Source organism: Myxococcus sp. CA039A, assembly GCF_013336645.1.
GTDB lineage: Bacteria > Myxococcota > Myxococcia > Myxococcales > Myxococcaceae > Myxococcus > Myxococcus llanfairpwllgwyngyllgogerychwyrndrobwllllantysiliogogogochensis.
This window is the reverse complement of the sequence record NZ_JABUMQ010000012.1, coordinates 25915-47022: the sequence shown is the minus strand read 5'-3', so window position 1 is coordinate 47022 and position 21108 is coordinate 25915. Positions and strand designations below refer to the sequence as shown.

21 protein-coding genes are annotated in these 21108 nt (G+C 69.7%); 14 read left to right on the top strand and 7 right to left on the bottom strand.

From position 1 onward, the window contains the following. Positions 1 to 118: 118 nt before the first annotated feature. The 12 genes from HR086_RS03315 to HR086_RS03260 all read left to right on the top strand — a co-directional run bounded on the left by HR086_RS03315 (position 119) and on the right by HR086_RS03260 (position 11508). A complete protein-coding gene (locus tag HR086_RS03315; RefSeq protein ID WP_246137229.1) occupies positions 119 to 724 on the top strand; it encodes a flavin reductase family protein in 606 nt (201 codons plus the stop codon). A gap of 140 nt (positions 725 to 864) precedes the next feature. Then, complete coding sequence (locus tag HR086_RS03310) at positions 865 to 1248, top strand: group 1 truncated hemoglobin (protein WP_141643354.1); 384 nt, start codon at positions 865 to 867, stop codon at positions 1246 to 1248. Between the two features lie 18 nt (positions 1249 to 1266). Beyond that, positions 1267 to 2256, top strand: coding sequence for an FAD-binding oxidoreductase (locus HR086_RS03305; RefSeq protein WP_174464849.1), 990 nt, complete (start codon positions 1267 to 1269; stop codon positions 2254 to 2256). A gap of 2 nt (positions 2257 to 2258) precedes the next feature. After that, positions 2259 to 2705, top strand: a complete 447-nt coding sequence (locus HR086_RS03300) for an Rrf2 family transcriptional regulator (protein WP_141643356.1) — start codon at positions 2259 to 2261, stop codon at positions 2703 to 2705. Beyond that, on the top strand, positions 2702 to 2962 hold the full coding sequence (locus HR086_RS03295; RefSeq protein WP_174453959.1) for a hypothetical protein: 261 nt from the start codon (positions 2702 to 2704) through the stop codon (positions 2960 to 2962). Before HR086_RS03300 ends, HR086_RS03295 begins: the two co-directional genes overlap by 4 nt. Before the next feature lie 411 nt (positions 2963 to 3373). Further along, positions 3374 to 4402, top strand: a complete 1029-nt coding sequence (locus tag HR086_RS03290; RefSeq protein WP_141643358.1) for an ADP-ribosylglycohydrolase family protein — start codon at positions 3374 to 3376, stop codon at positions 4400 to 4402. Between the two features lie 174 nt (positions 4403 to 4576). Next, positions 4577 to 4981, top strand: coding sequence for a phage holin family protein (locus tag HR086_RS03285; protein WP_141643359.1), 405 nt, complete (start codon positions 4577 to 4579; stop codon positions 4979 to 4981). Next, positions 4978 to 5487 carry a hypothetical protein gene (locus tag HR086_RS03280; protein WP_174464848.1) on the top strand — a complete coding sequence of 170 codons (510 nt, stop codon included), beginning with the start codon at positions 4978 to 4980 and terminating at the stop codon, positions 5485 to 5487. Before HR086_RS03285 ends, HR086_RS03280 begins: the two co-directional genes overlap by 4 nt. Before the next feature lie 39 nt (positions 5488 to 5526). After that, positions 5527 to 6879: a cytochrome ubiquinol oxidase subunit I gene (locus HR086_RS03275; protein ID WP_174464847.1), complete on the top strand. Its 1353-nt coding sequence runs from the start codon at positions 5527 to 5529 to the stop codon at positions 6877 to 6879. After that, positions 6869 to 7894 (top strand): cytochrome d ubiquinol oxidase subunit II, encoded by a 1026-nt coding sequence (locus HR086_RS03270; protein ID WP_174464846.1) that lies wholly within the window; start codon positions 6869 to 6871, stop codon positions 7892 to 7894. Before HR086_RS03275 ends, HR086_RS03270 begins: the two co-directional genes overlap by 11 nt. 362 nt (positions 7895 to 8256) lie before the next feature. Next, the gene (locus HR086_RS03265; RefSeq protein ID WP_174453963.1) at positions 8257 to 11049 is read left to right on the top strand and encodes a beta-propeller fold lactonase family protein; all 2793 of its coding nucleotides are present in this window, start codon (positions 8257 to 8259) and stop codon (positions 11047 to 11049) included. 60 nt (positions 11050 to 11109) lie between these two features. Continuing rightward, positions 11110 to 11508 carry a DoxX family protein gene (locus HR086_RS03260; RefSeq protein ID WP_174464845.1) on the top strand — a complete coding sequence of 133 codons (399 nt, stop codon included), beginning with the start codon at positions 11110 to 11112 and terminating at the stop codon, positions 11506 to 11508. Positions 11509 to 11595: 87 nt separating this feature from the next. Here the strand turns inward: HR086_RS03260 and HR086_RS03255 are convergent, their stop codons facing one another. From HR086_RS03255 to HR086_RS03245, 3 genes are all read right to left on the bottom strand, one after another. Beyond that, complete coding sequence (locus HR086_RS03255; protein ID WP_174464844.1) at positions 11596 to 12108, bottom strand: hypothetical protein; 513 nt, start codon at positions 12106 to 12108, stop codon at positions 11596 to 11598. An 84-nt stretch (positions 12109 to 12192) separates the two neighbouring features. After that, entirely contained in the window at positions 12193 to 12963 is a 771-nt protein-coding gene (locus HR086_RS03250; RefSeq protein WP_141643366.1) for an SDR family NAD(P)-dependent oxidoreductase, read from the bottom strand. 97 nt (positions 12964 to 13060) lie between these two features. Continuing rightward, entirely contained in the window at positions 13061 to 14035 is a 975-nt protein-coding gene (locus tag HR086_RS03245; RefSeq protein ID WP_174453966.1) for an alpha/beta fold hydrolase, read from the bottom strand. A 117-nt stretch (positions 14036 to 14152) separates the two neighbouring features. Here HR086_RS03245 and HR086_RS03240 point away from each other — a divergent pair, with 117 nt between their 5' ends. Further along, positions 14153 to 15049 carry a LysR family transcriptional regulator gene (locus HR086_RS03240; RefSeq protein ID WP_174453967.1) on the top strand — a complete coding sequence of 299 codons (897 nt, stop codon included), beginning with the start codon at positions 14153 to 14155 and terminating at the stop codon, positions 15047 to 15049. Positions 15050 to 15228: 179 nt separating this feature from the next. Here HR086_RS03240 and HR086_RS03235 read toward each other — a convergent pair whose 3' ends face one another. Continuing rightward, complete coding sequence (locus HR086_RS03235; protein ID WP_174464843.1) at positions 15229 to 16128, bottom strand: helix-turn-helix transcriptional regulator; 900 nt, start codon at positions 16126 to 16128, stop codon at positions 15229 to 15231. 195 nt (positions 16129 to 16323) lie between these two features. Here HR086_RS03235 and HR086_RS03230 point away from each other — a divergent pair, with 195 nt between their 5' ends. Further along, on the top strand, positions 16324 to 17355 hold the full coding sequence (locus tag HR086_RS03230; RefSeq protein ID WP_174464842.1) for an alpha/beta fold hydrolase: 1032 nt from the start codon (positions 16324 to 16326) through the stop codon (positions 17353 to 17355). A gap of 162 nt (positions 17356 to 17517) precedes the next feature. Here the strand turns inward: HR086_RS03230 and HR086_RS03225 are convergent, their stop codons facing one another. From HR086_RS03225 to HR086_RS03215, 3 genes are all read right to left on the bottom strand, one after another. Then, positions 17518 to 19107: a glucose-6-phosphate isomerase gene (locus tag HR086_RS03225; protein ID WP_174453970.1), complete on the bottom strand. Its 1590-nt coding sequence runs from the start codon at positions 19105 to 19107 to the stop codon at positions 17518 to 17520. 179 nt (positions 19108 to 19286) lie between these two features. Continuing rightward, positions 19287 to 20186 carry a sterol desaturase family protein gene (locus HR086_RS03220; RefSeq protein ID WP_174453971.1) on the bottom strand — a complete coding sequence of 300 codons (900 nt, stop codon included), beginning with the start codon at positions 20184 to 20186 and terminating at the stop codon, positions 19287 to 19289. A 21-nt stretch (positions 20187 to 20207) separates the two neighbouring features. Next, entirely contained in the window at positions 20208 to 20882 is a 675-nt protein-coding gene (locus tag HR086_RS03215; protein ID WP_141648158.1) for a TetR/AcrR family transcriptional regulator, read from the bottom strand. Positions 20883 to 21108: the final 226 nt, after the last annotated feature.

Below are 21108 nucleotides of genomic sequence, written 5' to 3'. Positions count from 1 at the left end.
TCGGGCGGGGGCTTGCGTGTGTGGCCGGGCGGCACGCGGACGTCTCGGCAAGCACCGAAGCGTTTCGAGCCACCCGTGCCCTAGGGATGCGGGCATGACCGAGCCGACGAGACACCGTGTGATTGCGCCCCGCATCCTCTACTTCGGAACGCCAGTGGCGCTCCTGAGCACCCTTCAAGAAGACGGCTCACCCAACCTGACGCCGCTGTCCTCCGCGTGGGCACTCGACGACAGGCTGGTGCTTGGACTGGGCGGGCTGGGCCAGGGCCTGGCGAACCTGGAGCGCACGCGCGAGGCCGTGGTGAACCTGCCCTCCGCGTCCCTGTGGCCTCAAGTCGAGCGCCTGGCGCCCACCACGGGCCGCTTCCCCGTTCCGGACTCGAAGCGCGCGCAGGGCTATCAGCACGAGCCTCGCAAGTTCGAGCGCGCGGGCCTCACGCCGTTGCCCTCCGACACCGTCGCTCCACCCCGCGTCGCCGAGTGTCCCTTGCAGCTCGAGGCCGTGCTGCTGTCCGCGCGCCGCTCCAGCCCCACGCCCGAGGCCCCCGAGCCCTCCTTCGTCATCGCCGAGCTGCGCGTCACCCGCGTGCACGCGCACGAGTCCGTCACCGTGCCGGGCACGCAGCACATCGACGTGGAGCGCTGGCAACCCCTGCTCTACGTGTTCCGCCACTACGTCGGCACGGGCGCGGGAATGGGCCGCAACTTCCGCGCGGAGACATGACCACCGCACGACGGTGGCCCGGAGGCCCCGACTGATTCCCGCGATTCGCGCTCCTTGTCCTGCTGTAGTTGACCTTACGCCCGAATCGATGCATTTGAAATGCATCTTTAAGCCCGGATGGGGCGGAAGGAGCGGACGCGATGAGCACTGCGGCGCAGGAGAAGAGCGTTTACGAGCAGATTGGCGGAGAGCCGGCGATGGCGGCGGCGGTGGACGTGTTCTACCGGAAGGTGCTGTCAGACGACCGCATCAGCCACTTCTTCGAGGACGTGGACATGGAGCGCCAGTCCGCGAAGCAGAAGGCGTTCCTGACGATGGTGACGGGCGGGCCCTCGAACTACACGGGCAAGGACATGCGCGCCGGCCATGCGCCCCTGGTGAAGCGCGGGCTGAACGACGTGCACTTCGACGCGGTGGTGGAGCACCTGCGCGCGACGCTGGAGGAGCTCAACGTTCCTGCGCCGCTGGTGGAGCGGGTGCTCGCCATCGCCGGGGGCGCTCGCGCGGACGTGTTGAATCGCTGAAGGGACGAAAGGCGCGCCATGGCCAGGGTGAAGCACGAGTCACGGTGGTATCCGCTGGAGGCCGAGGAGAGCGTGCTGGACGGGCTCCTGCGGCAGGGGGTGGCCGTGCCGAACGCGTGCCGCGCGGGAGCGTGCCAGTCCTGCCTCATGCGCGCGCTGTCCGGCGACGTGCCGGAGGCCGCGCGCGCGGGGTTGAAGGACACGCTGCGCACGCAAGGCTACTTCCTCGCCTGTGTCTGCCGGCCCGTCACCGGCGCGGAGCTGGAGGTGGCGGGCGCGGATGCGCTGCGCGTGCCCGCGCGCATCGAGTCCATGACCCTCTTGTCCCCCAGCGTGCTGCGCGTGCGCCTCACTACGGACGCGTCCTTCGACTACCGGGCGGGGCAGTACGTGTCGCTGCTGCGGGCGGATGGGCTGGCCCGCAGCTACTCCCTGGCGAGCCTGCCGCGCGAGGGCCTGCTGGAGCTGCACGTGCGTCTGGTGCCGGGCGGCGCGATGAGTGGCTGGCTGGTCCGGGAAGCGCGCGTCGGTGACGCCATGGCGGTGCAGGGGCCAGCGGGCAGTTGTTTCTACGTGCCCGGTCGCCCCGAGCAGCCGCTGCTGCTGGCGGGCACCGGCACGGGATTGGCGCCCCTCTACGGCATCGTGCGCGACGCGCTGGAGGCGGGGCATACCGGCCCCATCTGGCTCTTCCACGGCGCGCGCACGCCCGAGGGGCTCTACCTCACGGACGAACTGCGCGAGCTGGCCGCGCGCAACGTGGGTTTCCACTACAGACCTGGCGTGCTGACGGGAGGAAGCCGGGACGTGGCCGAGGGAGCGCTCGACGTGCTCATCCGCGCGGAGTGTCCGAAGCCCGTGGGCTACCGGGCGTGGCTCTGCGGCGATTCCGATTTGGTGTTATCCCTGCGCAAGAAGCTCTTCCTCTCGGGGCTCTCGCTGAAGGACCTCCACGCGGATGCCTTCCTGCCGAGCGCCCCCAGGGTGGAGGCCGTCGGAGCCCGCTGACCGTGCACCTCACCCTCCACGCCGACTACTCGCTGCGCGTCCTGCTCTACCTCGCCGCCCGCCCCGGAAGGCTCGCGTCCACGCAGGAGCTGGCGGACGCATATGGCATCTCCAAGCACCACCTGGTGCGGGTGGTGCAGACGCTGTCAGGCGAGGGTTTCGTGGAGGTGAAAGCCGGGCGCTCCGGAGGCGTGACGCTGGCGCGCGCCACCAAGGACATCTCCGTGGGCAAGGTGCTGCGCGCGGCCGAGCCCGACTTCGAGCTGGTGGAGTGCTTCAACCGTGAAACCAACACGTGCCCCATCGCCCCCGCCTGTGGGCTCAAGGGCGTGCTGGCGGAGGCGCGGGAGGCCTTCCTCGCGGTGCTGGACCGGTACACACTGGCGGACCTGGTCGGCCGCTCCCGCAAGGACCTGGCCGACCTCTTCCTCCCCGTGACGGCGCCATGACCTCTGCCCCGCTCGAGCTGTTCCACCGCATCGCCGACAAGCCCTCCGCCGCGGCGCGCCGTTACATCGTCGACCACGCACTGGAGGACCGCGTCGTGTTCCGCAACCTCGTGTACGCGGAAGCCGAACTGGACTGGACGCTGCATGGCGGCCACTCCACACCCGCACTCTGGGACGGGACACACCTGCACCAGGGCGCGGAGGCGGTGCTGGCGCGCTTGCAGGCCGTCGTCAACCTGGGCCGCGACGACGCGTGACGCGTGACGGCGCGTGTGCCGACTCCCGCGTGATGCTGCCACCTGCGCGTTCCTCGTGCGCCATGCGCTCCGTGTGAGTGGCGGCACGAAAGCTTCCGGAGTTGGACACGTGTGCAGGTGCGCGAATGCATGCGGGTGCTCGGGCTTGCCGCGCGCGTGCTGGTTGCGGTAGTCAGCCCACCCCCGCGTGCGACGGCGGGGGGCACGAGGCAAGGAGGGTGGATGGTGATGACGGCGGGCGTCCTGGTGTATGGCGTGGAATTCGCTCGCGTGAAACACGCGAGTGGCCTCCTCCTTCGCGAGTCAAGTCCCCACGCGTGTCATTTCACCGGAAGCCGTGCGCGTTTCACGCGATTCGCGCGCTTCTCCCTGTCCGTCCAGCCCTGAGCCTCGGTTAATCTCCTCGACTCCATGCCGCTGACTCCCTCTGAGCGCCAGGACAGGTTCCATGCGGCGTTCGTGGGGCTCGCCATTGGGGATGCGCTCGGCTTTCCGCTGCGCGGAATCCCCCCCGCGAGTCTCGCGCGGCTGCCGGGGCTCGCCGAGGACTTCGCGCCCAGGCCGCGCGGCAAGTTCGCCAAGGGCCAGTTCAGCGACGACACGCAGTTGCTGCTGGCGGCGGCGGAGAGCGTCATCCGCGAGGGCCGCGTGGACGGGCGCAGCGCGGCGGCGCACCTGGCGTGGCTGTGGCAGGAGGGCATCATCCTCCAGCCGCCTCGCAGCCTCGCGGAGTCGCTCCAGCGGCTCTCCAGCGGCACGCCGTGGATGAGCGCGGGCGCGCCCCTGGGCACGCGTTGCCCGTCGGTGCTCAGCCGCTCGCTGGTGGTGGGCCTGCTGGAGAGCGGTCAGCGCGCGCGGCTGCCGCACGACGCGGGCGTGCTCACCGTCATCACCCACAAGGACCCGGTCTGCGCCGCCGCCGCCGCCGCCTTCGCGCAGGCGGCCGCGCTGGGCATGGAGGAGGAGCCGCTGACGCCCGCGGCCTTCTGCGAGCAGCTGTCGCTGACGGCGGCCGTGCATGACAAGGGGCTGGCCGAGGAAGTGCGGCACCTGCCCCGGCTCCTGACGTGGGACACCACGCGCGCGTTGACGCAGCTGCGCAAGGTGGGCGTGCCTCCCAGTGAGCTGAAGGGCGTGGACGGGCTGCCCTCGCACGTGGTGCCCGTGCTGCTGACGTCGCTGTACGCCGCGCTGAAGGTGCCCCACGACTTCCGCGAGGCGGTGGCGCTGGTGCTGCGCTGCGGTGGAGAAGCGGACGTCGCGGCGGCGCTGACGGGCGCGTTGCTGGGCGCGCACCTGGGCACGCGCGCGCTCCCCGCGCGGCTGCGCAAGCAGGTGCTGTACGTGGACAACCTGGTGGACACCGCGGACCGACTGTTCCGGGCCCATCAGGTCCGCGAGACGCTGGCCACGGCCCTGGCCCACCAGCGTCGCCGTTAGCCCATCGACACGCTCCAGGCAGGCGACCAGGCGGGCCGGCCCTGTACTTCCAGGCGGGCTTTGCGCGCTCGTCCGCCCTGCCCACCTTGTCCGGAGGAGTGGGGCCAGGTGCCGGCCGAGCGGACGGGCGCGCACCCGGGAGTCCCCCTCCTCAGAGCGCGGGAGACGTGAGCCGTGGACCTCGAATCGGAACGCCTGGAGCGCAGCCAACTGGAGTCGCTCTCCACGGCGGAGCTCATCCGGCATGCCCTGGCGGAGACACGCCTGTTGGTGCGCGCCGAGGTGCTGCACGCCAAGAAGGAGCTTCGCGACGAGCTGAAGGCCGCGCGCACCGCGGGCATCCTCATTGGCGCGGGAGCCGTGCTCGCCCTCACGTCCCTGGCCGTGCTCTTCGTGGCGCTGGGCCTGGCCCTGCCCCTGCGCGCCGCCCTGGGCGTGTTGTTGGTGGGCGTGGTGTTGCTCGCCATCGCCGGAGGCATGCTCTTCCTGGGCAGCAAGCGCGTGCCCAAGAAGCCGCTGACCCACACCCAGGAGCGCTTGAAGCTCGACTACCAGCTCACGCGGGAGACGCTGCAATGAATGGCAACGGCCGAGGGGGCAACGAGCTGGTGGAGCGTCAGCGCCACGTCGACCACCGCATCACCCGTGGCATGGATGACCGCGAGCAGGTGGAGCAGACGGCGGACCGCATCCGGGATGAGCTCCTGCTGACGTTGGAGGAGCTGGACCGGCGGCGCGGGCGCGCCCTCGACGTCCGCTATCAGGTGAAGCAGCACACCGGCGCGCTGGTGGCCGCGGGCGCCGTGGCCATGGTGCTGGTGGGCGCGGGCGTGGGCCTGGCCATCTACCGCTCCCGCCACCGGGGGGAAGTGCTGCGCAAGAAGCGCCGGAAGGCGCTCCAGCGGGCATGGGCGCACCCGGACCAGCTGGCCTCCAGCGCGGACCAACGCCCGGTGGGCGCCGAGCTGGGCCGCAAGCTCATCCTCATCTTCGCCACCACCCTGGCCACCGCCGTGGCGAAGAACTCCGTGAAGACGCTCGTGCCCGCCCGGCAGGCTCCGAGCCCCGCTTCGCTGGGGAAGTAGAATCTCTAAATGCGCGGCAATTGTGCATAACGTATTCTGATGTTCATGACGGACCTGCTCTATGCGCGGGCGCAGATGGGCCTGTCGCTCGCGTTCCACATCGTGTTCGCGGCGGCGGGCGTGGCGTTGCCAGTCCTCATGGTGCTGAGTGACTGGAAGGCGCGGCGCACCGGAGACTCCGACTACCGGAAGCTGAGCCAGAAGCTGGCGAAGGGGACGGCCATCCTCTTCGCGGTGGGTGCGGTGAGTGGCACGGTGTTGTCGTTCGAGCTGGGCCTGCTGTGGCCGGAGTTCATGGGCCAGTACGGCGAGGTGATTGGGTTGCCCTTCAGCCTGGAGGGTGTGGCCTTCTTCACCGAGGCCATCTTCCTGGGCATCTATCTGTACGGTCGCGAGCGGGTGTCGCCAGGGCTGCACCTGTTCTCCGGTGTCATGGTGGCGGTGAGCGGCGCGGCCAGCGCGTTCTTCGTCACGCTGGTCAACGTGTTCATGAATGACCCGTCGGGCTTCGTGGCCACGCCGCATGGGCCCACGGATATCGAACCGCTGAAGGCGATGTTCAGCCCAGGCTGGCTCACCCAGACGTCGCACGTGCTGCTCTCCTGCTATCAGGCGAGCGCGTTCGCGATGGCGGGCATCCACGCCTTCGTGCTCTTGCGCCATCCAGGCTCGGCCTTCCATCGCAAGGCGCTGTCGGTGGCGCTGCCGCTCGCGTGTGTCACCGCGCTGCTCCAGCCCGTCGTGGGCGACTTGTCCGCCAAGCACGTGGCGAAGGCGCAGCCGGTGAAGCTCGCGGCGATGGAGGGGCAGTTCGAGACGGAGCGCGGCGCGCCGTTGCGCCTGGGCGGGCTGCCCGACGTGGAGACGGGCACGGTCTCCCACGCGTTGGACATCCCCAACGGCCTGTCCATCCTCGCGTTTGGCGACCCCAACGCGGAGGTGAAGGGGCTCAACGAGTTCCCACGCGACACATGGCCGCCGGTGGCGAAGGTACACGTCGCCTTCCAGGTGATGGTGGGCACGGGCAGCGCCATGGCGTTGCTGGCGCTGGTGACGCTTGCGTATCGGTGGCGGAGGAAGGCGTGGCCGTCGGGTCGGAAGATGATGTGGGCGTGGCTGGTGTCGGGGCCGCTCGGGCTGGTGGCGTTGGAGGCGGGGTGGCTCGTCACCGAGTGGGGGCGGCAGCCGTGGATTGTCCGGGGCGTCATGCGCACGGCGGACGCGGTGACACCGGTGCCTCATCTGGCCGCGCCGTTCTGGACGTTCACCGTCGTGTACGTGTTCCTGGGCGTGGTGGTGGTGGCGCTGTTGAAGCGGCAGGTGGCGGACACGCTGCCGGACCGCGAGCCGAAGGGCCCTGACGCGAAGGGAGGCGAGGCCCATGTCCACTGACGCGGTGCTGGGCTTCGTGTTGGCGGGGACGTTCGTGCTCTACGCGTTGTTTGGGGGCGCGGACTTCGGCGGCGGGGTGTGGGACCTCTTGTCCTTCGGGCCGCGCAAGGCGGAGCAGCGGGCGCTCATCGCTCACGCCATGGGCCCGGTGTGGGAGGTGAATCACATCTGGCTCATTGTCGGTGTGGTGTTGTTGTTCGCGGGGTTTCCTCGCGCCTTCGCGGCGCTGAGCGTGGCGCTGCATGTACCGCTGACATTGCTGCTGCTGGGCATCGTCTTCCGGGGCGCGGCCTTCACCTTCCGCACGTACGACATGCGGGGCGACGCCGCGCAGCGGCAGTGGGGTCTGGTGTTCAGCGCGGCGAGCATTGTCGCGCCGTTGCTGCTGGGCATGTGCGTGGGCGCGGTGGCGAGCGGCTCCATCCGCGTGGAGGGCAGGGTGGTGGTGAGCGGCTTCTTCGCGTCGTGGCTGTCGCCCTTCGCGTGGGCGGTGGGGGTGCTGGCGCTGGCGCTCTTCGCCTTCCTGGCCGCGGTGTTCCTCACCCACGAGGCGTCTGGAGCGGAGCTGCGTGAGGACTTCAGGAGGCGCGCGCTCGGGGCGGGGGTGGCCGTGTTCGTCGCGGCGGTGGCCGTGTTGCTGCTCGCGCGCGAGGGCGCGCCCCGGGTGTGGGAGGGGTTGTCGCGCTCACCCTTCGCGCTGGCGTTGCATGCGGCGACGGGGGTGGCGGCGGTGACGGCCTTCGCCTTGTTGTGGACGCGTCGCTTCCAGTGGGCGCGGCTGGCGGCGGCGTTCCAGGCCGGGCTCATCGTCCTGGGCTGGGCGGCGTCCCAGTATCCCTATCTGGTGGTGCCGGACGTGACGCTGCAGGGCGCGGCGGCGAGCCCCGCGACGCAGCGCCTGCTGCTCATCACGCTCGGGGTGGGAGCGCTCACGGTGATTCCGTCCATCGCGCTCCTGTTCCGCGTGTTCCGCCCCAGGCCCGAGGGCTCGGCCACGACGGACACTCACGGCTGATGTGTCCAGGGCGGAGACACTCCGCCGGATGCGACGCCGTGAGACAGAAAAATCCTGTCTCAATGGAGCACGGGCTTGTAACGCCATGGGGGCGGTTTCTTGCGTGACGCCCGCATTTTTGGGTGTCGCGGTTCTGTCCGCTTTGGCGTGGGTAAATGGACTTGTGTGTCTGCCTTTGCTTGGCGTGTGTGACGCCCCGAGTCGTTTTCCAGGCAGCTCGAATCTTTGATTCCCGAGAGGACGCACCCCGCAGGGGTAGATGTAGGAATGCGTTTTTTCTCACGCAAGGAGTTGCATCCGTCGCGTTGATAAATGCAAGACAGTGAGAAGCACCGCTTCTTCCTGACGTGGAGGTCGCCGATATGGCTGTCATCCGACGCGCGGTCTTGCTGCTGTGCTTCATTGCGCTCCTGCTCCCGGGGATGTCTCACGCCGATGAGTCGTTCGTGAACTGGGAGGACCCCCACGTTCACCCGCTGGAGCTGACCCCTGATGGCAATTTGCTGCTGGCGGTGAACACGGCCGACAACCGGCTGATGGTGTTCGATGTGACGTCGAGGCGTGGGTTGGAGCTGGTGGCCTCCATCCCCGTGGGCCTGGACCCCGTGTCGGTGCGGGCCCGGAGCAACACCGAGGCGTGGGTGGTGAACCACATCTCCGACAGCGTGAGCATCGTCGACCTGCGACGCGGCACCGTGACGGCCACTGTCTATACGGATGACGAGCCCGCGGACGTCGTCTTCGCGGGACGCCCGGAGCGGGCCTTCATCACCTGCTCCCAGGTCAACCGCGTGCTGGTGGTGGACCCGCGTCGTCCGGACGCGACGCCCCGGCGCATCACCCTGAAGGGCGAGGACCCGCGTGCGCTCGCGGTGAGCCCCGACGGCCGCTTCGTCTACGCGGCCATCTTCGAGTCCGGCAATGGCAGCACCATCCTCGGCGGTGGCTCGCTGATTCCGAACGCCTACCCGCCCAACGCCGTGAGCGACGCGCGCGGGCCCTATGGCGGTATCAACCCGCCGCCCAACGCGGGCTCCACCTTCTTCCCCGCGCTCAACCCCGCCAACCCGCCGCCTCCGCCCGTGGGCCTCATCGTGCGCAAGAACACGCGAGGCCAGTGGCTGGACGACAACCGCGCGGACTGGACGGACCTGGTGAGCGGGGCGAATGCCGCCGCCTCCGGTCGCCTCACGGGCTGGGACATGCCGGACCGCGACCTGGCCATCATCGACGCGGCGTCACTCGACGTCAGCTACGCCACGCGGCTGATGAACGCGAACATGGCGCTGGCCGTGCACCCCTCCGGCTCCGTCACGGTGGTGGGCACAGACGCGCGCAACGAGGTGCGCTTCGAGCCGAACGTCAACGGGCGCTTCCTGCGCGTGCTGATGGCGGTGGTGGACCCGCGCCGGCCGACGTCGCCCTCGGTGCATGACCTCAACCCGCACCTCGATTACTCCACGCCCACGGTGCCCCAATCCGTGCGGAACCTGTCGGTGGGAGACCCGCGCGGCATCGCCTGGAACTCGCGCGGCACGCGGGCCTTCGTGACGGGCATGGGCTCCAACAACGTGGTGGCCGTGGGCCTGGGTGGCGCGCGGCTGGGACAGGTGGAGGTGGGCGAGGGGCCCACGGGCATCGTGTCCGACGACTCGCGCGACAGGCTCTACGTGCTCAACCGCTTCGGCGCGAGCATCTCCGTGCTGAGCACGGATCGGCTGAAGGAGCTGTCACGGGTGGAGTTCTTCGACCCGACGCCCCAGGCCCTCAAGGTGGGCCGCAAGCACCTGTACGACACGCACAAGACGTCGGGCCTGGGCCACGTGTCCTGCGCGTCGTGCCACATCGACGGGCGCATGGACCGGCTGGGCTGGGATTTGGGAGACCCGACGGGCGCGGTGAAGTCGCTGGCCGGGCAGAACCTGGGCATGGGCCTGCCGTTGCCGCCCTTCGAGGCGTGGCACCCGATGAAGGGCCCCATGACGACGCAGACGCTCCAGGACATCATCGGCAAGGAGCCGCTGCACTGGCGCGGAGACCGGGCGAGCCTGGAGGAGTTCAACCCCGCCTTCGAGGGCCTCCAGGGTGACGATGCCCAGCTCACGCCTCGGGAGATGAAGGAGCTGCGCTCGTTCCTCGCGACGCTCACCTTCCCGCCCAACCCGTTCCGCAACCTGGACAACTCGCTGCCCCGGAACCTGCCGCTGACGGGCCACTACACGACGGGCCGCTTCGCGCCGGCCGGTCAGCCGCTGCCCAATGGCGACGCGACGCGGGGCATGGCGCTGTTCCGTCCGCCGCGCCTGCTCGCGCAGGGCCTCTTCGCGTGCAACACCTGCCACACCTTCCCATCGGGCCTCGCCGTCGACATGCAGTGGACCGGCGCCATGTGGATGCCCATGCAGAAGGGCGCCACGGGCGAGTCGCACCACGCGCTCGTGTCCACGGATGGCAGCACCAACGTCACGCTCAAGGTGCCGCAGTTGCGCAACGTCTACGAGAAGGTGGGCATGGAGCTGACGCAGAAGGAGAGCCTGTCCGGCTTCGCCTTCATCCATGACGGCAGCGTGGATTCGCTGGCGCGCTTCATCACGGAGCCGACCTTCAATCCGGAGAGCGACCAGGAGGTGGCGGACCTCGTCGCGCTGCTGCTGTCCTTCGCGGGCTCGGAGCTGCCGCGCGGCTCGGCCACGGACATGTTCCTGCCGCCGGGGCCGGACAGCAAGGACTCGCACGCGGCGGTGGGGCAGCAGGTGACCCTGACGACGGCCACGCCCTCCGAGTTCGCCCGGGTGCTGCAGTTCATGTCCCTGGCGGAGCAGGGCAAGGTGGGGCTGGTGGTGAAGGGGCGCCGACATGGCGAGGAGCGCGGCTTCGCCTATCTCGGCGGCGGTGTGTTCCAGTCGGACCGGGCCTCGGAGAAGGTGGGGGCGTACCTGCTGCTGGCGGGTGCGCGGCCCGGCGCGGAGCTGACGTACACCGTGGTGCCCGCGGGCTCCGAGCGGCGCATCGGCGTGGACCGGGACGAGGACGGCATGCTGGACCGGGACGAACTGGACCGGGGTCGCAGGCCGGACCGGGCGAATGATGGCCGACGGTTCGTCGAAGGCGAGGGGGCGGGTCAGAGTGGCCCGCTTGCGACGGCGGATTTGTAACCCGTATCGTCTCGCGCGGGGGGCTGCTCGTCAGCCCATACGGTCCTTGGAGGCGTGAGCATGAAGCTGAAAGTCGCGTATTGGGTTGTCACCGGACTGGTCTCCCTGTCGGCCACGGTCTCTGCCTTCCTGTATCTGACCGCTGCGCCGAACATGGTCGCGGCGTTCCAGCACCTGGGCTACCCGGACTACTTCCGGACCATGCTGGGCATCGCGAAGCTGCTGGGCGTGGTGGCGCTGTGGGCCCCCGGGTCTCGCACGTTGCGCGAGTGGGCCTATGCGGGCTTCGCCATCGACTTCGTGGCGGCGGCGGTGTCCCACACGGCGATGGGGGACCCGCTGGGCAACACCATCTCGCCCCTCGTCACCCTGGCGTTGCTGCTCACCTCGCACCAGCTCTGGCACCGCATCTCCGCCGGAGTCGAGGCGGCTCCGGCGGTGCATCCCGCGGGGGCGTGACGTCCCTTGGGGACGGCTCCGGGGACCTGCTCGGGAGCTGTCACCCAGGCGAGCGCGGCGGTGGCGTCGCCGCCGCGCTGGTAGCACTCAGGGCGTGGTGGGCCAGATGACGCGAGGCTCCTCGTCGCCTTTGGCCACGAGCACGCTGACGTCATCCACCATGTCTTCCGAGTCGAGGGCTTGCAGCACGGTGCGGACCGCCGCGTCGGCGTGCATCACCTGGCAGTGGACGCGCAGGAAGCCGTCGCGCAGCTCGCCGCCTTCCACCTCGCCGTTGCCCGTCCAGCCGAGGGCATCCGTGAGGAGCTCCTCGATGGCGACGCGCTTCTCCACGTCGTGCCCCGTGCCCTTGCCCTCGATGGGGTACTGGACGATGAGCGTGGCCATGGCGTCGAGCTCGGGCTCGTCATAGTCCTGCTCGATGAGCGGGCCGGCGGCGTCGGCGATGGCGAAGTCGGGGTCCTCTTCCGGGGGGAGGGGCGTGTCCTTCTGTTCGCCCACTTCGCCCACGGTGCCCCAGTGCGTGGTGAGCACGCCCTCATGCACCCAGACCTCCCAGAAACGGAGGCTGTCGCCTTCCTTTTTGTAAAGCTTCAGCACGGAATACCCCAGGGGAGGGCCCTCCATAGCATGGCGTCCGGCTGGCGCCATCCAGGGCTCTGGCCCGCCGTGTCCGGGGCCCGTTCAGAAGGCGCGGCCCTGTCCGCCGTCCACGGGGAGCGTGGCCCCCGTCACCCAGCGAGCGCGCTCCGAGCAGAGGAAGGTCACCACGTCCGCCACCTCCTCGGGCGAGCCGAAGCGACCCCAGGGCAGCTCGTCCTTCACCATCTTCGCGACCTTCTCCGGGTCGGCCTTCTGGCGTTTGTCCCAGCTTCCCCCGGGGAAGAGGATGGAGCCGGGCGCCACGCCGTTGACGCGGATGTGGTGGCGCGCGAGGTCCACGGCCATCTCCTTGGTGAGCGCGGTGAGGCCCGCCTTGGCGGTGGTGTAGGGCGCGCTGGTGGCGTACTCGCGGCCGTAGATGGAATTGATGTGGACGATGGTGCCGCCGCCCTTCGCGCGCATGACCTCCACGGCGCGCTGGCTGCACCACACGGCGGACATGAGGTTGCGGTCGAGCACGGCGGTCCACTGCTCCGCCGTGGCCGAGTCGAAGGCGCCCGCGCCGCCGCTGCCGCCCACGTTGTTGACGAGGATGTCCAGCGTGCCGAACGCGCGCACCGCCGCGTCCACCGCCGCCACGGCGCCCGCCAGGGTGGCCACGTCCGCGACGACGGTGGCGACGTCCGCGCCCGCCGCGCGCAGCTCCTTCGCGGCGGCGTCCAGTGCCTCCGCGCCCCGTGCGCTGAGACACACCCGTGCGCCCTCGCGAGCCAGCGCCGCCACCGTGGCCCGTCCAATGCCTCGGCTGCTGCCGGTGACGAGGGCCGCCTTGCCTTTGAGCTCCAGTTCCATGGAGCCGGGTTCTACTTCAGGTCACCCGGGAGCCAACGCCGTCCGCGCGACACCTGACGCCTGTTTCACACGGCGGCTCCCGCGCCGGTTGTGGGGGCTACCGTGGGTTGACGGGGCGCGGGGTGAGCGCCTGGATGGCAAGCCACTCGACGGCGTCTTCCCACAGGGTGTCGCGGAAGTTCTCCCGGAAGAAGCCGAAGTGGCCGATGGCCTGGCCCACGTCCTTCGGGGTCAGCCGGCGGTGCTCCACCAGCGCGTCCGCGTAGAACGACAGCAGGTGCTCCACGGAGGCCTTCGAGGCGATGGGGTCGTCCGAGAAGCTGTAGGCCCGCAGCGGCAGGTACAGCGACGCGAAGGCCTCGCGGCGTGCCTCACCCCCCTCGCTGAGCAGGTAGTCCGGGGACAGGCACCAGCGCGCCCACTGCGCGGCCACGCCCGCGGGCAGGTCCTCCGCCGTCCCCGCCCAGCCCGGCAGCTTGCCGAAGGCCCGCGTCAGCACGGGCGTGAGCACGCGCCAGTTGAGCGCCATGCGCAGTCGCTGGGGGAAGAGCTTGTAGTAGCCGGAGCCCGTCGCCACGTTCAGCAGCGCGGACACCTCGCGAGCGTTCTCCGCCAGCCCGAGCAACTGGCCACCCACGCTGTGGCCCACCATCAGCAGGCGTCGCCCCGGGAAGCGCTCGCGCATCGCGGCGATGGCGCCCGCGAGGTCCTGGCTTCCCCAGTCCTCCATGCGCGCGCCGAAGCCCGTGAGGGTGTCTGGGCGTGAGCCGCCAATGCCCCGGTAGTCGAAGGTGACGGTGGGAAAGCCCCGGCGCGCGAGGAAGGACGCGAAGCGCGAGTAGTACCGCTGACGCGCTCCCGTGGCCCCGGCCAGCAGCACCACCGCGCCGACCTCCGCGCCTTCGTGGGGGAAGAGGGTTGCGGCCAGCGGGTAGCCGTCCTGGGCCTTGAGTCGAAAGGGGACGCCCGGGCTCGTGCCCTGGGTGACCGCCGTCAGTCTGTCCTCCTGGGGGATGCTCCGCACCGAGGGGACCGTGTCTTGCTCCAGCGCCGTCGCATGTGACATGGACATCGCGTTCTCCTGTCGTTCGCGCGGGGCCGCCAAGGGAGCCGCCGCTTCCAGGGTCCGAGATAGCGCCGGAAGTGCTGCGGGAATGCAGGGCTTTGCTGCACCATTGCAGGCATGGATATGCGATGGGACGACCTGCGCTACCTCCTCTCCGTGGCACGCCAGGGCTCGCTCGCCGGGGCGGCCCGGGAGTTGCGGGTGGACGCCACCACGGTGGGACGGCGGCTGGCGGCGCTGGAGAAGGCGCTCGGCACGCGGCTGGTGCTGCGAGGCTCGCGCACGTTGGGGCTCACGGAGGACGCCGAGGCGGTGGTGGCGCGGGCGCGGGAGATGGAGGACGCGCTCCGCCTGCTTCACGACTCCGTCTCCGATGAAGCGAAGGCCGAGGGCACCGTCCGACTCGCGGCCACCGAGTATCTGGCCCAGGCCCTGCTCGCCGCGCACCTGGGCGAGCTTCATGCGCGCCACCCTGGCCTGAACCTGGAGCTGGTGGTGGGCACCGACGTGGTGGACCTCCAGCGAGGCGACGCGGACCTGGCGCTGCGGTTGATACCGCCCCGAGGCGATGCGCTGGTGGTGCGCAAGGTCGGCGAGATTGCCTTCGCCATGTACGCGTCGCGCGGCTACCTGCGCCGCCGGGGCGCACCTCGGCCCGGGGACTTTCGCGAGCACACCGTGCTCGTCTACCGGATGGCCCTCACGTCTGGAGAGGAGTCCGAGGAGTTGAAGCGGGTCACGGCGGGGGGACGGCGATTGCTCCAGAGCAACAGCACCGCGGTGTTGCGCGAGGCCGCGGCGGCGGGGCTGGGCGTCGCGCTGCTGCCGTGTCTCTCGGGCGAGCGGGACGCTCGGTTGACGCGCGTGGGCGCGGGAGTCCTGGCGAAGCGGCCCTTGTGGCTGACGTTCCACAAGGACTTGCAGCGCAGCCCGCGTGTGCGCGCGGTTTCGGATTGGGTGGCGGAGGTGTGTCGGCGAGAGAAGGCGGGGCTCGCGGGGACACAGGTGGCAACGCGATAGTCGCCTCGCTCGTTTCAGCGCCGGGCCGACTCCAGGACGCGTGCGTCGCGCGGGGAGTTGTCGCGGCGTCCGTCGGGGACGGCTCTGGAGCGTCCTCTCCCAGCAGGAGGCGCAGGTGCCCTTTATCACGGTGGACGAACTCGCGAGCGCCGACGGCGGGCGAGGCACCGTGAGTCGCATCACCCGCGCGAAGACGCTCGCACGGTGTCGGCCCAGTCCTTCGGAGTCACCTTGCGGAAGCGCACGGGAGAGCTGCCCACCTCGCGGCGGAAGGTGTTGATGAAGTTCGAGAGGTCTCCGAAGCCCACGTCGAAGGCGATGTCCGTCACGGGCCGCTCGGTATCGCGGAGCAGCTCCAGCGCGCGTCGCACGCGGGTCTGCAGCAGGAAGCGATGGGGCGTCACACCCGTCTCGCGCTTGAACACGCGGAGGAAGTGATACGGGCTCAAGCCGGCCACGCGCGCCAGTTCCTCCAGTCGAAGCTCGCGCGCGGAGTCGTGCTCAATCGCATGCAGGGCGGCGTAGACGCTGTCCCGAGCAGCACGGTTGTCGCGAGTCGCCTCGGGCTTGGGCGCGCGGCCGAGCAGCGCTCCGACATGCGCCGCGAGCGCGAGCCCCAACTCCTCCAGGCCCAGGGATGCGCCATGAGCGGCGAGCTGTTTCTCGGCGAGGTGTCGGAGCGCTTCGACACGTGACGAGGGCGGAAGCACTGACCGCGTGAAGTACTGGCGAGGCGCACCGCGAGGAGGACTCCCCACCAGCTCCTCGAGCGCGGCCTCGTCGAAGCGGAAGATGATGCAGCGGTCTCCCCCGGCGTGCTCGTGCGAGATTTCATACTGCTGCCCGGGGTTGGCGAGCATCGCGAAGCCGGTGGTGAGCAGCCTGGGCCCGTGCTCGCTCCGGAAGCCGAACACTCCCGAGCGCACCAGCGAGATGGAGGTGTGGGTGAACTGCTCCGGTTCGACTGGGGCACCCTTCGACGCGGGGCAGTGATACGCGAAGACGCGCACCAGTCCGGCGTGCGCCACTTCCCGACGTGGGGGAGAGGGTGGCGTGGGGAGTCCCGTCGAACGACTCATGCCGCGAGCCTAGGTCAAAGTCCCAGCTGGCGGTCCAGGGGCAACCCCAGCGTTCCCATTTCCGGGACGCATGGGCGCGTGCGTCCCGTGAGCAATTTTCACCAAGTGGCCTTGGGGTCAGCTGGTTACAAGTCCCGCCGTTGCACGGCATGACACCCGCCGCGCTCCACACCCCTTCAGGAAATGACTTCGGGAATGAGCTCCAAGGACTTCGCATTGCCCCGCAACCCCGTAGTGACGCACGGACTGCGTCGCAGGGAGTTCCTCGCCTTCACCACGGGAGCACTGGCGGCCAGCACGCTCTCCGGCTGCGTGCCTCGCGCGACCGGCGGGACCTCCGCGCAACAGGGTGGCACCTTGGACGCGGCGGCCTACCACGCCTCCCGGCGCTACCTCGACAGTCGCTTCGGGCGAATCGCCTACGTCGAGCGCGGCACGGGTGAGGCCGCGTTGTTCCTTCACGGCTTCCCGTTGAACAGCTTCCAGTGGCGCGGCGCCATCGAGCGGCTGTCGCCGTACCGGCGTTGTGTCGCTCCTGACTTCATGGGGCTCGGATACACCGAGGTCGCGGAGGGTCAGAGCTACGCGCCCGAGGCCCAGGTGGACATGCTCGTCGAATTGCTCGACAGGCTCGCCATCAAGTCGGTCGACGTCATCGCCAATGACAGTGGGGGCGCCATCGCGCAACTCCTCGTCACCCGGCATCCGGAGCGCGTGCGGACGCTGCTGCTGACGAACTGCGATGTGGAGAGTGAGTGCCCGCCCGCCGCGGTGCTGCCCGTCATCGAGATGGCACGCAAGGGCGAGTACGTGGATGCGTGGCTTGCGCCGTGGCTCGCGGACAAGGCGCTCGCGCGCTCCGAGAAGGGCTTCGGGGGCATGTGCTACTCGAATCCCTCCCAGCCCACGGACGAGGCCATCGAGTACTACTTCGCGCCCCTCGTGCGTTCGCCGCGCGGCAAGGCGCAGGCGCATGCGTACACACTCGGGCTGGAGGCCAACGCGTTGGCGGGCATCGGGCCGGCGCTCCAGAAGTGCACCGTGCCCACGCGCATCCTCTGGGGAACGGGCGACACCATCTTCTCGCAGTCGAGCGCCGACTACCTGGACCAGACGTTCGGCGCCTCGCGAGGTGTGCGGCGCGTGCCCGGCGCGAAGCTCTTCTTCCCCGAGGAGTACCCGGACCTCATCGCCGAGGAGGCGCGTCGCCTCTGGGGCGTGGGCTGACGCGACACGCGGGAGCCCGGCGCGGACGGACGCCGGGATTCGTGCCTCAAGTCACTTCCTCTCGAAGCGAGCTCCCGAGGGGTTCGCTTCATGAAGAGGCGCGTCTCTGAGGCAACCCGCGAGAACCCGGCGCGGACGAACGCCGGGCTGTCGTGGTGCGCTTTACTTCACCTGGAAGCGAGCCTCGGAGGGGCTCGCGCCACCCGAGCGCTGCACGCCGCGCCCCGGGTTGGCCGCCAGGTGCTCCAGCACCTTGAACACCGTCTCCACCTCGTCGGGCTGGCCGATGTCGTTGGCGAGCTGCTCGGCCGAACGCGCCGATGCACGCGCATCCAGCAGGCGCGCAGTGAGCTTCTTCTGAAGCTCCAGCACGCTCGTCGCCGCCTTCTTGCCCGCCTCCACGCCCGGCTGGTGGTACGCGTTGATGTGCACCAGGCTCGCGTACAGACCCACCGCGCGCTCGTAGAGGGCAATCAGCGCGCCCACCGTGCGCGCGCTCACGTCCGGAACCGTGAGGGTGATGGACTCGCGGCCCTTCTCGAACAGCGCGCGGCGCGTGCCCAGCATGAAGCCCAGCAGGTAGTCCCCGCTGGTGATGCCGCGCTCCACTTCCATCGACTCGCCGTCGCGGTCCTTCAGCACCTCGATGAAGGTAGCGAAGAAGTTCGGCACGCCCTCGCGCAGCTGCTGCACATACGCGTGCTGGTCCGTGGAGCCCTTGTTCCCGTAGACGGCGATGCCCTGGTTCACCACCTTGCCGTCCAGGTCCTTCTCCTTGCCCAGCGACTCCATGACGAGCTGCTGGAGGTAGCGCGACATCAGGAGCAGGCGGTCCTTGTACGGAAGGATGACCATGTCCTTCAGGCCCTTGCCGTCGCCCGCGTGGAACCACATCAACGCCAGCAGCGCCGCCGGGTTCTTCACCGCGTCACGCTGCCGCGTCGCCACGTCCATCTCCCGGGCGCCCGCCAGCATCGCGTCGATGTCCAGGCCCTGGAGCCGCGCGGGCAGCAGGCCCACCGCCGACATCACCGACGTGCGTCCGCCAACCCAGTCCCACATCGGGAAGGTGCGCAGCCAGCCCTGCTTCTTCGCGTGTGTGTCCAGCTCGCTGCCCGCGCCCGTGACGGCCACCGCGTGCTTGCTGAAGGTGAGCCCCTGCTCCACATAGGCGCGCTCGGCCTCCAGCATGCCGTTGTGCGTCTCCTTCGTGCCGCCGGACTTGCTGATGACCACCGTCAGCGTCTCGGCCAGCTGGGCGCCGAGCTGTCCCAGCACCCGGTCCATCCCATCCGGGTCCGTGTTGTCGAAGAAGGACACCCGCAGCTTGTCGTCCCGCGACGTCAGCGCGTCCGCCACCAACTGCGGCCCGAGCGCCGAGCCGCCGATGCCCACCAACAGCAGATGCGTGAAGCGCTGCGCCTTCTGTGGCTTCAGCTTTCCGTCATGCACGTCGCGCGCGAAGGCGTGGACGGCGGCCACCGTGTCGGTGACATCCTTGGAGAGCGCGGGCTCTGGGGCCAGCTCGGGGGCGCGCAGCCAGTAGTGGCCCACGCGGCGGTTCTCATCCGGGTTCGCGATGGCGCCCTTCTCCAGCGCCTCCATCTGGGAGAAGGCTTCCTCCAGGCGCGGACGCATCCGCTCCAGGAAGTCCGCGGCGAAGCCCATGCGCGAGACGTCGAGGGAGAACCCCAGCGACGGGACGACGCTCAGATACCGCTGGTACCGCTCCCACAGCTCACGCTCGGTCATGACTCGTCCTCCTCCTGGGGGTGCTCGCGCGAAAAAAGTGCCGGCTGGCTTAGCGCCTCCGCTCGCGTGAGGGAAGCCGAACACGCGCGCGACGCGAGGACTCGACACCCGGGAAGGGCGCAGTGCTCAACACCCGCCACTCCCCAGGGAGTCAGGGGCACCCCTGGAGGGTCTTCACCTCAGGCGGAAGGGCGCACCGGCTCCGTCGCCGGAGGACTGCCGGGCGGCGCACTTCGCTCGTCCGGTTTCCACGCGGGATTGCGGAAGACGTAGCTCAGTCGCTGCTTCAATGAGCCCGGCTTCATCGCATCCCTGGCGATGGCGAAGAACTCGTGGAACGCGATGCGCAGCGGGTTGTACGTCTGGAGGTTCTTCGTCAGGCCGTAGACGGGCTTCTCACCCTCGGGTTCGAAGGTGCCGAACATCCGGTCCCAGATGATGAGGATGCCCGCGTAGTTCTTGTCGAGGTAGCGCGGGTTGGACGCGTGGTGCACGCGGTGGTGCGACGGCGTGTTGAGCACCCACTCCAGCGGACGCGGCAGCCGGTGGATGGCCTCGGTGTGAATCCAGTACTGGTAGAGCAGGCTCACCGACTGCTGGACGACAATCATCACCGGGGAGAAGCCGAGCAGCGCCAGCGGCGCCCAGAACACCCAGCCCGTGGGGTTGGTCCACGTCTGCCGCAGCGCCGTGGTCAGGTTGTAGTGCTGGCTGGAGTGGTGCACCACGTGCGACGCCCAGAAGAAGCGGCTCTCATGGTGGACGCGATGGAACCAGTAGTAGCAGAGGTCCTCCGCGAAGAAGAGCAGCACCCAGGCCAGCACGCCCGTGCCCACGCGCAGCGGCGTCAGGTTGTAGAGCGCCAGGTAGCCGGCGAAGGCGATGCCCTTCCAGACCACGTTGATGAACACGTTGCCCAGGCCCATGGAGAGGCTGGCGGCCGAGTCCTTCAGGGTGTGTCCCGCCACCTCGCGGCCTTCGTCACGCAGCTTCTTTACCCACAGCGCCTCGGCCACCACCGTCAGGATGAAGACGGGGATGGCGGGAGTGATGAGGTCGGGAATGTGTACGGCGTCCATGGGACACCTCCATCGTGATGCTCAGGAGCGGTGGCGTTGGCGCGGTCGACGTGTCGAAGGTGGAGAGAAAGCACTGCGCATGAAGCGGGTGAGGGCATCGAGCATGCGGCGGTGGGCCGGGTCATCCGGACGCGCGCTTCCCCCGACGGCCGCACCCTGCACGGCGTCCAGCGCCAGCTCCACCACGGAGTCGAACTCCGGGTAGGCGGTCGCCGCCTCGGGGAACAGCTCGCGCGCCACCCGGTGAAGGTTCTCCCGGTGCGGCCCATCCACCGCGGCCAGCGCCACCTGGAGCGCCGTGTCCGTGCGCGCGGCCACATACAACTCGATGGCCGCTTGAAGCTCTGGCCGCTGGTACGCGGCCCACAACATGTCCACGGCGGAGGCGATGCGGTCCTTGCTCGACGGCCGCGCGCCGACACCGGCCAGGTAGTCCTGGATGATTCGCGGGAAGAGGTGCTCCACCGCCGCGGCGAGCAGCTCCTCCTTCGTATCGAAGTGCGTGAAGAGCGCGCCCTGGGACACGCCTGCTCGCTTCGCGACCTCCACCGTCGTCAGGCGCGCGTGCCCCGCGTCCACCAACGTGTCGATGGTGGCGTCCAGCAGCTTGCGGCGCGTCGTCTCGCGGCGCTCCTGCTGCGTGCGGCGGGGAGGGCGGGGTGGCCCTTCAGTAGGGGATGCGCTCTTCACGGCCATCTGCCGAAAGCATAACTCCGATGTTAATGAGTGACCAGTCACTATGTCACGGCTGCTGGTGAGGGAGGGTGATCCACGGTGCCACCCATGGTGGCGCAGGTGAGACACGAGGGCGCCGTCGTCCGCGCGAGGCTCGCCTGGGCATTTTCGCGGCGCCTCGTCGAGCAGGCGAGGAGACAGGTGCCCGCCCGCTGGAGGCGGACTCGTCACTCGACGTCGAGGGCGT

Coding starts and splice junctions, on each gene's coding strand:
- HR086_RS03260 (WP_174464845.1), top strand. CDS start 11,110: ATGAAGCTGAAAGTCGCGTATTGGGTTGTCACCGGACTGGTCTCCCTG.
- HR086_RS03215 (WP_141648158.1), bottom strand. CDS start 20,882: ATGGCCGTGAAGAGCGCATCCCCTACTGAAGGGCCACCCCGCCCTCCC.
- HR086_RS03270 (WP_174464846.1), top strand. CDS start 6,869: ATGTCCACTGACGCGGTGCTGGGCTTCGTGTTGGCGGGGACGTTCGTG.
- HR086_RS03250 (WP_141643366.1), bottom strand. CDS start 12,963: ATGGAACTGGAGCTCAAAGGCAAGGCGGCCCTCGTCACCGGCAGCAGC.
- HR086_RS03225 (WP_174453970.1), bottom strand. CDS start 19,107: ATGACCGAGCGTGAGCTGTGGGAGCGGTACCAGCGGTATCTGAGCGTC.
- HR086_RS03245 (WP_174453966.1), bottom strand. CDS start 14,035: ATGTCCATGTCACATGCGACGGCGCTGGAGCAAGACACGGTCCCCTCG.
- HR086_RS03295 (WP_174453959.1), top strand. CDS start 2,702: ATGACCTCTGCCCCGCTCGAGCTGTTCCACCGCATCGCCGACAAGCCC.
- HR086_RS03305 (WP_174464849.1), top strand. CDS start 1,267: ATGGCCAGGGTGAAGCACGAGTCACGGTGGTATCCGCTGGAGGCCGAG.
- HR086_RS03240 (WP_174453967.1), top strand. CDS start 14,153: ATGCGATGGGACGACCTGCGCTACCTCCTCTCCGTGGCACGCCAGGGC.
- HR086_RS03290 (WP_141643358.1), top strand. CDS start 3,374: ATGCCGCTGACTCCCTCTGAGCGCCAGGACAGGTTCCATGCGGCGTTC.
- HR086_RS03230 (WP_174464842.1), top strand. CDS start 16,324: ATGAGCTCCAAGGACTTCGCATTGCCCCGCAACCCCGTAGTGACGCAC.
- HR086_RS03220 (WP_174453971.1), bottom strand. CDS start 20,186: ATGGACGCCGTACACATTCCCGACCTCATCACTCCCGCCATCCCCGTC.
- HR086_RS03310 (WP_141643354.1), top strand. CDS start 865: ATGAGCACTGCGGCGCAGGAGAAGAGCGTTTACGAGCAGATTGGCGGA.
- HR086_RS03235 (WP_174464843.1), bottom strand. CDS start 16,128: ATGAGTCGTTCGACGGGACTCCCCACGCCACCCTCTCCCCCACGTCGG.
- HR086_RS03265 (WP_174453963.1), top strand. CDS start 8,257: ATGGCTGTCATCCGACGCGCGGTCTTGCTGCTGTGCTTCATTGCGCTC.
- HR086_RS03275 (WP_174464847.1), top strand. CDS start 5,527: ATGTTCATGACGGACCTGCTCTATGCGCGGGCGCAGATGGGCCTGTCG.
- HR086_RS03280 (WP_174464848.1), top strand. CDS start 4,978: ATGAATGGCAACGGCCGAGGGGGCAACGAGCTGGTGGAGCGTCAGCGC.